The organism is Pseudomonas sp. AFG_SD02_1510_Pfu_092 (genome assembly GCF_003331055.1).
Taxonomy (GTDB): domain Bacteria; phylum Pseudomonadota; class Gammaproteobacteria; order Pseudomonadales; family Pseudomonadaceae; genus Aquipseudomonas.
Map to the genome: position 1 here is coordinate 55,591 of NZ_PUQD01000026.1, position 11,370 is coordinate 66,960.

9 protein-coding genes are annotated in these 11,370 nt (G+C 64.5%); all 9 read left to right on the plus strand.

Annotation, left to right across the window (positions count from 1 at the left end; genetic code table 11):
* The first annotated feature begins 90 nt into the window (after window positions 1-90).
* The 9 genes from C6A77_RS13375 (at window position 91) to trpE (ending at window position 11,247) form a co-directional block, all read left to right on the plus strand.
* Entirely contained in the window at window positions 91-2,478 is a 2,388-nt protein-coding gene (locus tag C6A77_RS13375) for a sensor histidine kinase (protein WP_114169893.1), read from the plus strand.
* A gap of 7 nt (window positions 2,479-2,485) precedes the next feature.
* Entirely contained in the window at window positions 2,486-3,118 is a 633-nt protein-coding gene (locus C6A77_RS13380) for a response regulator transcription factor (RefSeq protein WP_178082386.1), read from the plus strand.
* Between the two features lie 294 nt (window positions 3,119-3,412).
* Entirely contained in the window at window positions 3,413-4,537 is a 1,125-nt protein-coding gene (locus tag C6A77_RS13385; protein WP_016715779.1) for an ABC transporter ATP-binding protein, read from the plus strand.
* Window positions 4,538-4,578: 41 nt separating this feature from the next.
* Window positions 4,579-5,613 (plus strand): ABC transporter substrate-binding protein, encoded by a 1,035-nt coding sequence (locus tag C6A77_RS13390; protein ID WP_114169895.1) that lies wholly within the window; start codon window positions 4,579-4,581, stop codon window positions 5,611-5,613.
* Window positions 5,614-5,925: 312 nt separating this feature from the next.
* Window positions 5,926-7,173, plus strand: coding sequence for an ABC transporter permease (locus C6A77_RS13395; RefSeq protein ID WP_114169896.1), 1,248 nt, complete (start codon window positions 5,926-5,928; stop codon window positions 7,171-7,173).
* An 11-nt stretch (window positions 7,174-7,184) separates the two neighbouring features.
* The gene (locus tag C6A77_RS13400) at window positions 7,185-8,012 is read left to right on the plus strand and encodes an ABC transporter permease (RefSeq protein ID WP_114169897.1); all 828 of its coding nucleotides are present in this window, start codon (window positions 7,185-7,187) and stop codon (window positions 8,010-8,012) included.
* Between the two features lie 194 nt (window positions 8,013-8,206).
* On the plus strand, window positions 8,207-8,881 hold the full coding sequence (rpe, locus tag C6A77_RS13405) for a ribulose-phosphate 3-epimerase (RefSeq protein WP_003260678.1): 675 nt from the start codon (window positions 8,207-8,209) through the stop codon (window positions 8,879-8,881).
* Window positions 8,878-9,696 carry a phosphoglycolate phosphatase gene (locus C6A77_RS13410; protein ID WP_114169898.1) on the plus strand — a complete coding sequence of 273 codons (819 nt, stop codon included), beginning with the start codon at window positions 8,878-8,880 and terminating at the stop codon, window positions 9,694-9,696. The genes rpe and C6A77_RS13410 overlap by 4 nt, the downstream gene beginning before the upstream one ends.
* A gap of 69 nt (window positions 9,697-9,765) precedes the next feature.
* Window positions 9,766-11,247, plus strand: coding sequence for an anthranilate synthase component I (trpE, locus tag C6A77_RS13415; RefSeq protein WP_114169899.1), 1,482 nt, complete (start codon window positions 9,766-9,768; stop codon window positions 11,245-11,247).
* The last annotated feature ends 123 nt before the right edge of the window (window positions 11,248-11,370 follow it).

An 11,370-nucleotide genomic window follows, 5' to 3' on the forward strand; every position in this document is an offset into this window, starting at 1 on the left:
AACCCAAGGCCAGAATGATACCGGCAGCCTAATAGTATTTGCCCGTGACGGCCATGCTGCATGGCCGCCTTTGCCAAGACGAGCGTATAGATGAAGCGAGTGCGTCGCCTGTTGGTTATCGGCTGTTTGTGGCTGCCCTTGATTGCATTGGCCAGGCCCGAGGCGCAGCCCACGGTTGCCCTGGAACCCGCTCAACAGCAATGGTTGGACAGCCACCGCAGCCTGCGGGTCGGCTTGGTGCTGCAGGCCCCCTACGCCCAGTTCGACCGGCGCTTGCAACAACTGTACGGGGCCAACGTGGAACTGGTGAGCAGCCTGGCACAGGCGCTGCGCCTGGACCTGACCTGGCGCAATTTCGCCGACCAGGCCAGCCTCGAACATGCTCTGCAAGCCGGTGAAATCGACTTTGCCCCCGGCCTTACCCAGACCCCGGCCAGCCTGCGCCTGTGGTTGTTCAGCGACCCGTACATGCGCGTACCGCAACTGGTGGTGGGGCCGCGCACCGGGAGCATGGCCGTGGAGCTGGAAGCGCTCGAGGCCGAGCAGCGGGTGGCGGTGCGCATGCCCAGCCAGCTGGCCGACTACCTGCGCGGCAACTACAGCAACCTCAACCTGCAAGGGGTGCCCAACGAACGCGAGGCCCTGCAACTGGTGGTGGGCGGCCAGGCCAGTTTCGCCGTACTGGATGAAGCCCAGCTCAGCCGCCTGTCACGCGAGAGCGAGTTCAGCGAACTGGCCGTGGTCGGTGATATCGGCCTGCCGCAGCTGCTGCGCATCGGTTCGCGACGCGACTGGCCGCTGCTTGCCGATGTGCTCGAACGGGGCCTCCAGGCACTGCCGGCCAAGGAACTGGAGCAACTGCACCAACGTTGGCTGCAGCCGAAGTATCCACGCCTGAGCGAATCCACCGGTTTCTGGCAGAACCTGGCCCTGCTGTCCGGCATGCTGCTGTTGTGCGCTCTGGCCACCCTGGTCTGGCAACGCCGGCAGCAACGCCAGCTGGAGCGCAGCCTGCTGGCCACGCGGGAAAGCCTGGTGGAGCGGCAGGTGCGCGAGGAGGCGTTGCGCCTGAGCCAGTTCGCCATCGACCAGAGTACGGTGGGCATCCTCTGGGTCAACTGGGACAGCCACGTGCGCTACGCCAACCATGCCGCCGAACGCATGCTCGGCTACGGTGAGGGCGCGCTGCTGGAGCGGCCGCTGAGCGACTTCGAGCCCAGCCTGAACATGGACCGCTGGCTGGAGCTGTGGAAGGGCGCGCGCACCGGGGCAGGCGGTGTCGGCCAGTTCGAGACGCAGTGCCGGCGGGCCGACCAGAGCCTGTTGCCGGTGGAGCTGTCGCTGAGCTTCCTGCGCTTTCGTGATTCCGAATACCTGGTGGTCTACCTCGCCGACGTGACCGAGCGCCACCGCGCCCTGGCGGCCTTGCGTGAAAGCGAGGCGCGGCTCAAGGGCATTGCCGGCAATGTGCCTGGGTTGGTGTTCCGTCTGGAGCGCGACCCGGCCGAAGGCGACCTGGAATTCCCCTACATCAGCGAGGGCAGCGAAGCCCTGGTAGGTTACACGCCCAGCGAGATCCAGCACCCGCAAATGGGCTTGCGCAACCTGGTGCACCCCGAGGACCGCGCCGATTACCATCGCGTCCAGGACCTGGCCCTGGCCAGTGACCAGGACTGGTCCTGGCAGGGGCGCATCCTCACCCGCCAGGGGGAACAGCGCTGGGCCGACATCAAGGCCAGTACCCGGCGCCTGGGCAACGGCCAGGTGGTGTGGGACGGCGTGGTGTGGGACATCACCCAGGGCAAGCGGGCCGAGTTGGCGCTGGCCAGCTCCCAGGAACAGCTGCGCGAACTGTCGGCCCACCTGGAGAGCGTGCGCGAGGAAGAGAAGGCCCGGATCGCCCGCGAAGTGCACGATGAACTGGGGCAGATGCTGACCGTGCTCAAGCTGGAAGTGTCGATGTGCGAACTGGCCTTTGCCGAGCTGGACCCAGGCTTGAATGAGCGCCTGGACAGCATGAAGCGCCTGATCGCCCAGCTGTTCCAGCTGGTGCGCGATGTGGCCACCGCCTTGCGCCCGCCGATCCTCGATGCCGGCATTGCCTCGGCCATCGAATGGCAGGCGCGGCGCTTCGAGGCGCGCACGCAAATCCCCTGTCTGGTGCAAGTACCGGATAATCTGCCAGCATTGAGCGATGCCAAGGCCACCGGGCTGTTCCGCATCCTGCAAGAGGCGCTGACCAATGTCATGCGCCACGCCCAGGCGCACAGCGTGGAGATCGAGCTGGTGCGTGAGGACAGGCAGTTGCGCATGACCGTCAGCGATGATGGCCAGGGGTTTTGCCGTGACCAGCCGCGGCCCGCGTCATTCGGCCTGGTGGGCGTGCGGGAGCGGGTGCTGATGCTGGGCGGTAGCATGGCGCTGGACAGTGAACCGGGTGAAGGCACCAGCCTGAGCGTGGCCATTCCGTTGGAGTAGGAGAGCGATCGTGATTCGAGTGCTGGTGGCCGAAGACCACACCATTGTCCGCGAAGGCATCAAGCAATTGATTGGCCTGGCCAAAGACATGCAGGTGGTGGGCGAGGCCGGTAATGGCGAACAGTTGCTGGACACCCTGCGCCACACGCCGTGCGAGGTGGTGTTGCTGGATATCTCGATGCCCGGGGTAAGCGGCCTGGAGGCGATCCCGCGGATCCGCGCTTTGCACGATGCGCCGGCCATCCTCATGCTGTCGATGCACGATGAAGCGCAGATGGCCGCACGGGCGCTGAAGGCCGGGGCGGCGGGCTACGCCACCAAGGACAGCGACCCGGCACTGTTGCTGACCGCGATTCGCCGGGTTGCCGGCGGCGGGCGCTATATCGACCCGGCGCTGGCCGACCGCATGGTGTTCGAAGTGGGCCTGACCGAATCGCGGCCGCTGCATACGCTGCTGTCGGAGCGAGAGTTTTCGGTGTTCGAACGCCTGGCCCAAGGCGCCAACGTCAACGACATCGCCCAGCAGCTGGCGCTGTCGAGCAAGACCATCAGCACGCACAAGGCGCGCTTGATGCAGAAGCTGAAGGTGAACTCGCTGGCGGAGCTGGTGAAGTACGCCATGGAGCACAAGCTGGTCTGATTGCGACATGCACTTCCCACAGGCTTACGCGCCCCCTGTGGGAGCGGGTTCACCCGCGAAAGGGCCTGACCTGCCATCTGCGCTGCCTGGGCTGGCCTCTTCGCGGGTGAACCCGCTCCCACAGGAGACGCAGCAGGGCTGAGGCGAACATTCCAAACCCGCCATCCTTGTAGGGCAATCCCTACAACAAATCTTCCAACCGGATGATGGCATTCTCTCAGTACGGCCGATTTCCCGGCGCTTGCGGCTTGTCTAGTCTTTGCCTACGCAGTCATCCAACAAGAAGGTGCAGGCATGAGCGAGGCGAAGTCGAACGCTGCAACCAGCGAAACGCTGGTCAGCTTCCGTGGTGTGCAGAAGAGCTACGACGGCGAGTCGCTGATCGTCAAAGACCTCAACCTGGAAATCCGCAAGGGCGAGTTCCTCACCCTGCTTGGCCCGTCCGGTTCGGGCAAGACCACCAGCCTGATGATGCTGGCCGGTTTCGAAACCCCCACTGCCGGTGAAATCCAGCTGGCCGGGCGTTCGATCAACAACGTGCCGCCGCACAAGCGCGACATCGGCATGGTGTTCCAGAACTATGCGCTGTTCCCGCACATGACCGTAGCCGAGAACCTGGCGTTCCCGCTGACCGTGCGCAACCTGAGCAAGACCGACATCAGCGAGCGGGTCAAGCGCGTGCTGAACATGGTCCAGCTGGACGCCTTCGCCAAACGCTACCCGGGCCAGCTGTCCGGCGGCCAGCAGCAGCGCGTGGCACTGGCCCGGGCACTGGTGTTCGAGCCGCAGCTGGTGCTGATGGACGAACCGCTGGGTGCTCTCGACAAGCAGCTGCGCGAGCACATGCAGATGGAGATCAAGCACATCCACCAGCGCCTGGGCGTGACCGTGGTGTACGTGACCCACGACCAGGGCGAAGCACTGACCATGTCCGACCGCGTGGCGGTATTCCACCAGGGCGAAATCCAGCAGATCGCCGACCCGCGCACGCTGTATGAAGAACCCTGCAACACCTTCGTCGCCAACTTCATCGGCGAGAACAACCGCATCAACGGCACCTTGCTGGCCAGTGACGGCAAACGCTGCCAGGTGCAGTTGCCGCGTGGTGAGCGGGTCGAGGCGCTGGCGGTGAACGTCGGCCAGGCCGGCGAGCCGGTGACCCTGTCGATCCGCCCGGAACGCGTGCGCCTGAACGGCCACAGCGAAAGCTGCGTGAACCGCTTCTCTGGGCGGGTGGCCGAATTCATCTACCTGGGCGACCACGTGCGGGTGCGCCTGGAAGTTTGCGGCAAGGGCGACTTCTTCGTGAAGCAGCCGATTGCCGAGCTCGACCCGGCCCTGGCCGTGGGCGATGTGGTACCGCTGGGCTGGGAGGTGGAGCACGCCCGCGCGCTCGATCCGATTGCCGAAGCCCATTGATGGATTGCTTCACCAACCCTGTACTTGTGGAGAGAATAATAATGCGCAAGCAGTTGAAACTGACCGCCCTGGCCCTGGGGCTGTTCGCCGCTGGCCAGGCGATGGCCGCAGACCTGACCGTGGTTTCGTTCGGCGGTGCCAACAAGGCAGCTCAGGTCAAGGCGTTCTACGAACCGTGGGAAAAGGCCGGCAAGGGCAAGATCGTCGCTGGCGAATACAACGGCGAAATGGCCAAGGTCAAAGCCATGGTCGACACCAAGAGCGTGTCGTGGAACCTGGTGGAAGTGGAATCGCCGGAGCTGGCCCGCGGTTGCGACGAGGGCATGTTCGAAGAGCTCGACCCGGCCCTGTTCGGCAACCAGGCCGACTACGTGCCGGGTGCCATCCAGCCATGCGGCGTTGGCTTCTTCGTGTGGTCCACGGTACTGGCGTACAACGCCGACAAGCTCAAAAGCGCGCCTACCAGCTGGGCGGATTTCTGGGACACCAAGAAATTCCCGGGCAAGCGCGGCCTGCGCAAGGGCGCCAAGTACACCCTGGAATTCGCCCTGATGGCCGATGGTGTGGCGCCGAAGGAGGTGTACCAGGTGCTGGGCACCAAAGAGGGCGTGGACCGCGCCTTCAAGAAACTCGACGAACTCAAGCCAAGCATCCAGTGGTGGGAAGCCGGCGCCCAGCCGCCGCAGTACCTGGCTTCGGGTGACGTGGTCATGAGCTCGGCCTACAACGGGCGCATCGCTGCCGTGCAGAAAGAGAGCAACCTGAAGGTAGTGTGGAACGGCGGTATCTACGACTTCGACGCCTGGGCCATTCCGAAAGGTGCCAAGGATGCCGACGAAGCGAAGAAATTCATCGCCTTCAGCGTACAGCCCGAGCAGCAGAAGACTTACTCCGAGAACATCGCCTATGGCCCGGCCAACTCCAAGGCCGTCAGCCTGCTGTCGGATGAGGTGAAGAAGGACATGCCGACCACGCCTGAGAACATCGCCAACCAGGTGCAGATCGATGTGGCCTTCTGGGCCGACAACAGCGAGCAGCTGGAGCAACGCTTCAACGCCTGGGCGGCGAAGAAGTAAGCGACCAGTGCAGGGGGCCGCAAAGCGGCCCATCGCCGGCAAGCCAGCTCCCACAGGGACCGCGCCATCCCCGAGATCAGTGCAGTACCTGTAGGGGCAGCTCCCACAGGGATCAGAAGCCTCGAGGCCAGTGCAGTACCTGTAGGGGCAGCTCCCACAGGGATCAGAAGCCTCGAAGCCAGGGCAGTACCTGTAGGGGCAGCTCCCACAGGATCAGAAGCCTCGAAGCCAGTGCAGTACCTGTGGGAGCTGGCTTGCCGGCGATGGGCTGCGCAGCAGCCCCATTTTTCAGTTCGTATCGCGGAGTTCGCCATGGCCATTGCAGTGCCCCTCAAAGAAGGCGCCGGTTCAAGTCTCAAGCAGCGCCTCAAGCACGCCGAGCGGGTCAACCGCTGGAAGGCGCAGGCGTTGATCGCGCCGCTGGCGCTGTTCCTCCTGCTGGTGTTCCTGGTGCCGATCGCGGCGCTGCTGTACAAGAGCGTCGGCAACCCGGAAGTGGTTGGCGGCCTGCCGCGCACGGTCGACATCATCAGCCAGTGGGATGGCAAGAGCCTGCCCGGCGAAGACGTGTACAAGGCGCTGAGCCAGGACTTGGCCGAATCGCGCAAGAACCAGACCCTGGGCGACCTGTCCAAGCGCCTGAACATGGAGCTGGCCGGCTACCGCAGCCTGTTGGCCAAGACCGCACGCGCGTTGCCGTTCAAGAGCGAACCCGCTTCCTATAGGGATGCCTTGCAAGCGCTCGACGAGCGCTGGGGCGACCCGGCCTACTGGCAGGCTATCCGCCGCAATACCAGCACAGTGACTTCGTTCTACCTGCTGGCTTCGCTCGACCACCGTATCGACGACCTTGGCGAGCTGGCCAAGGCCACCCCGGACCAGGCCATCTACCTGGATATTTTTGCCCGCACCCTGTGGATGGGTGTGGTGATCACCGCCATCTGCCTGGTGCTGGCCTACCCGCTGGCCTACCTGCTGGCCAACCTGCCGACCCGGCAGAGCAACCTGCTGATGATCCTCGTGCTGCTGCCGTTCTGGACTTCGATCCTGGTGCGGGTGGCGGCGTGGATCGTGCTGCTGCAGTCGGGCGGCCTGATCAACAGCGCGCTAATGGCCATGGGCATCATCGACCAGCCGCTGGAACTGGTGTTCAACCGTACCGGCGTGTACATCTCGATGGTGCACATTCTGTTGCCGTTCATGATCCTGCCGCTGTACAGCGTGATGAAGGGGATTTCGCCCAGCTACATGCGCGCCGCGATCTCGCTGGGCTGCCACCCGTTCGCCAGCTTCTGGCGCGTGTACTTCCCGCAGACCTACGCCGGGGTTGGCGCCGGCTGCCTGCTGGTGTTCATTCTGGCCATCGGCTACTACATCACCCCGGCGCTGCTGGGCAGCCCGAACGACCAGATGGTCAGCTACTTCGTCGCCTTCTACACCAACACCAGCATCAACTGGGGCATGGCCACCGCGTTGGGCGGGCTGTTGCTGCTGGCGACCGTGCTGTTGTACCTGATCTATAGCTGGCTGGTCGGCGCCAGCCGCCTGCGCCTGAGCTGAGGAGCCTTGTCATGCTGAGCCCATACATGTCGCCCGTAGAGCGGGTCTGGTTCTACAGCCTGCGCATTCTTTGCGGTCTGATCCTGCTGTTCCTTATCTTGCCGGTGCTGGTGATCGTGCCGCTGTCGTTCAACAGTGGCAGTTTCCTGGTGTACCCGCTGCAAGGCTTCTCGCTGCACTGGTACCAGGATTTCTTCGGCTCGGCCGAGTGGATGCGGGCCCTGAAGAACAGCATTATCGTCGCCCCGGCGGCCACCGTGCTGGCCATGGTGTTTGGCACCCTGGCGGCCATCGGCCTGACCCGTGGCGACTTCCCGGGCAAGTCGCTGGTGATGGCGCTGGTGATTTCGCCGATGGTGGTGCCGGTGGTGATCATCGGCGTGGCCAGCTACCTGTTCTTCGCCCCGCTGGGCATGGGCAACAGCTTCACCTCGCTGATTCTGGTGCATGCGGTGTTGGGTGTACCGTTCGTCATCATCACCGTGTCGGCGACGCTGCAGGGTTTCAATTACAACCTGGTGCGGGCGGCGGCCAGCCTGGGTGCCTCGCCGCTGCTGGCCTTCCGCCGGGTGACCCTGCCGCTGATTGCCCCTGGGGTGATTTCCGGGGCATTGTTCGCCTTCGCCACCTCGTTCGATGAGGTGGTGGTGACACTGTTCCTCGCCGGCCCGGAGCAGGCGACCCTGCCACGGCAGATGTTCAGTGGTATCCGCGAGAACCTCAGCCCGACCATCGCCGCGGCGGCGACCCTGCTGATTGCCTTCTCGGTAGTGTTGCTGCTGACCCTGGAGTGGTTGCGAGGGCGCAGCGAGAAGCTGAGAACCCAGCAGCCTGGTTGACGGGATGTTGCCTGTGCTGGCCTCTTCGCGGCTAAAGCCGCTCCCACAGGATTTGTGCAGCTTTCGAGGCCTGCGCGGTCCCTGTGGGAGCGGCTTTAGCCGCGAAGAGGCCGGTACGGGTTGATGCTAATCAGCCTTCATCTGCTTCCCTGGGTTACAATGCGCGCCACCGTGATTCTGCCAACAGGTGCGCCATGCAGCCCTACGCTATTGCCCCCTCCATTCTCTCTGCCGACTTCGCCCGCCTGGGTGAGGACGTCGACAAGGTACTGGCCGCGGGTGCCGACATCGTCCACTTCGATGTCATGGACAACCACTACGTACCCAACCTGACCATCGGCCCGATGGTCTGCACCGCCCTGCGCAAGTATGGCGTCACCGCACCGATCGACGTGCACCTGATGGTCAGCCCGGTCGACCGCATCATCGGCGATTTCATCGAAGCCGGCGCCACCTACATCACGTTCCATCCGGAAGCCTCGCAGCACATCGACCGCTCGCTGCAGCTGATCAAGGACGGTGGCTGCAAGGCCGGCCTGGTGTTCAACCCGGCCACCAGCCTGGACGCCCTGAAGTACGTGATGGACAAGATCGACATGGTGCTGCTGATGAGCGTCAACCCGGGCTTCGGCGGGCAGAAGTTCATCCCTGGCACGCTCGACAAGCTGCGCGAGGCGCGTGCGCTGATCGACGCCAGCGGCCGTGATATCCGCCTGGAAATCGACGGCGGCGTCAACGTCAACAATATCCGCGAGATCGCTGCCGCTGGCGCCGATACCTTCGTGGCCGGCTCGGCGATCTTCAACGCCCCGGACTACCAGGAAGTCATCGCCAGGATGCGCGCCGAACTGGCTCAGGCCCGCCCATGAGCGGCTTCGAGCAGCTGTTCCCGGGGGCGCTGCCCAAGCTGGTGATGTTCGATCTGGACGGTACCCTGATCGATTCCGTACCAGACCTGGCTGCCGCCGTGGACCGCATGCTGCTCGAACTGGGGCGCCCGCCCGCCGGCCTGGAAGCGGTGCGCCAGTGGGTGGGCAATGGCGCCCAGGTGCTGGTGCGCCGGGCGCTGGCCGGTGGCATCGATCACGCCGCCGTGGACGATGCGCTGGCCGAGCAGGCGCTGGCGCTGTTCATGCAGTTCTATGCCGAAAGCCATGAACTCACCGTGGTCTACCCCGGCGTGCAGGACACCCTGCGCTGGCTGCGCAAGCGGGGTGTGGAGATGGCGCTGATCACCAACAAGCCCGAGCGCTTCGTCGGCCCGCTGCTGGACCAGATGAAGATCGGCAACTACTTCCGCTGGATCATCGGTGGCGACACCCTGCCACAGAAAAAACCCGACCCGGCGGCGCTGCTGTTCGTCATGCAGATGGCCGGCGTCACCCCGCAACAATCGCTGTTCGTCGGCGATTCGCGCAGCGATGTACTGGCGGCCAAGGCCGCTGGCGTGCAGTGCGTGGGCCTGACCTACGGCTACAACCATGGCCGGCCGATCCACGATGAGTCGCCCAGCCTGGTGATCGACGACTTGCGCGCATTGCTGCCCGGTTGCGCAGACCCGGCCACTGGGATAACGTTGGCGGACCTTCAAGCCTCACAAGACAGAGAGTCCACCGTGGCGGTCACTGGCAAATTCTGGATGAAAGTCATCAAGGCCCTGGCCCGTTGGCGTTGGCGCGCCTGATTTCAGCCTGCCGGCGCGTGCCGGCCCGTCCGTTTGCCTGACCTATTGCTGCTTGCCACGAGGCTACCCATGACCCGCGAAGAATTCCTGCGCCTGGCCGCTGCCGGCTACAACCGCATTCCCCTGGCCTGCGAAACCCTGGCCGACTTCGATACCCCGCTGTCGATCTACCTGAAACTGGCCGACCAGCCCAACTCGTATCTGCTCGAGTCGGTGCAGGGCGGCGAGAAGTGGGGCCGTTACTCGATGATCGGCTTGCCGTCGCGCACCGTTATGCGTGTGCACGGTTACCACGTCAGCATCTTGCAGGATGGCGTAGAAGTGGAAAGCCACGAGGTCGACGACCCGCTGGCCTTCGTCGAAACCTTCAAGGAGCGCTACAAGGTCGCCGATATTCCAGGCTTGCCGCGTTTCAACGGTGGCCTGGTCGGCTACTTCGGCTACGACTGCGTGCGCTATGTGGAAAAGCGCCTGGGCGCCAGCCCCAACCCGGACCCGCTGGGTGTGCCGGACATTCTGCTGATGGTGTCCGACGCGGTGGTGGTGTTCGATAACCTGGCGGGCAAGATGCACGCCATCGTGCTGGTCGACCCGGCTCAAGAACAGGCGTTCGAACAGGGCCAGGCACGCCTGCAAGGCCTGCTGGAAACCCTGCGCCAGCCGATCACCCCACGTCGTGGCCTGGACCTGAGTGGCCCGCAGGCTGCCGAGCCGGAATTCCGCTCCAGTTATACCCGCGAGGATTACGAGAACGCTGTCGGCCGCATCAAGGAATACATCCTGGCCGGTGACTGCATGCAGGTGGTGCCGTCGCAGCGCATGTCGATCGACTTCAAGGCTGCGCCTATCGACCTGTACCGCGCGCTGCGCTGCTTCAACCCGACGCCGTACATGTACTTCTTCAACTTTGGCGACTTCCATGTGGTCGGCAGCTCGCCCGAGGTGCTGGTGCGTGTCGAGGACAACCTGGTCACCGTGCGCCCGATCGCCGGCACGCGTCCGCGTGGCGCGACCGAGGAAGCCGACCGGGCGCTGGAAGACGACCTGTTGTCGGACGACAAGGAGATCGCCGAGCACCTGATGCTGATCGACCTGGGCCGCAACGATGTGGGACGGGTGTCGTCGACCGGCAGTGTGCGGCTGACCGAGAAGATGGTGATCGAGCGTTATTCCAACGTGATGCACATCGTTTCCAACGTCACCGGCCAGCTGCGTGAAGGGCTGACGGCGATGGACGCACTGCGGGCGATTCTGCCGGCCGGCACGCTTTCGGGGGCGCCGAAGATTCGTGCGATGGAGATCATCGACGAGCTGGAGCCGGTCAAGCGTGGGGTTTACGGTGGCGCGGTGGGTTACTTCGCCTGGAACGGCAACATGGATACCGCGATTGCCATCCGTACCGCCGTGATCAAGGACGGTGAACTGCATGTGCAGGCCGGCGGCGGCATCGTTGCCGATTCGGTGCCGGCGCTGGAGTGGGAAGAGACCATCAACAAGCGCCGGGCGATGTTCCGTGCGGTGGCTTTGGCTGAGCAGACCTCCGCCAAGTAAATTGATTGGGGCTGCTGCGCAGCCCATCGCCGGGGGGCGCCGCCCCCCCCCCGGGGGGGGCGGGGGGGGGGGGGGGGGCAATAAGAGGGGGGGCCCCCGGGGCCGGGCGGGGGGGGGCGCGCG

Coding starts and splice junctions, on each gene's coding strand:
- C6A77_RS13375 (WP_114169893.1), top strand. CDS start 91: ATGAAGCGAGTGCGTCGCCTGTTGGTTATCGGCTGTTTGTGGCTGCCC.
- C6A77_RS13385 (WP_016715779.1), top strand. CDS start 3,413: ATGAGCGAGGCGAAGTCGAACGCTGCAACCAGCGAAACGCTGGTCAGC.
- C6A77_RS13390 (WP_114169895.1), top strand. CDS start 4,579: ATGCGCAAGCAGTTGAAACTGACCGCCCTGGCCCTGGGGCTGTTCGCC.
- C6A77_RS13395 (WP_114169896.1), top strand. CDS start 5,926: ATGGCCATTGCAGTGCCCCTCAAAGAAGGCGCCGGTTCAAGTCTCAAG.
- C6A77_RS13400 (WP_114169897.1), top strand. CDS start 7,185: ATGCTGAGCCCATACATGTCGCCCGTAGAGCGGGTCTGGTTCTACAGC.
- rpe (WP_003260678.1), top strand. CDS start 8,207: ATGCAGCCCTACGCTATTGCCCCCTCCATTCTCTCTGCCGACTTCGCC.
- C6A77_RS13410 (WP_114169898.1), top strand. CDS start 8,878: ATGAGCGGCTTCGAGCAGCTGTTCCCGGGGGCGCTGCCCAAGCTGGTG.
- trpE (WP_114169899.1), top strand. CDS start 9,766: ATGACCCGCGAAGAATTCCTGCGCCTGGCCGCTGCCGGCTACAACCGC.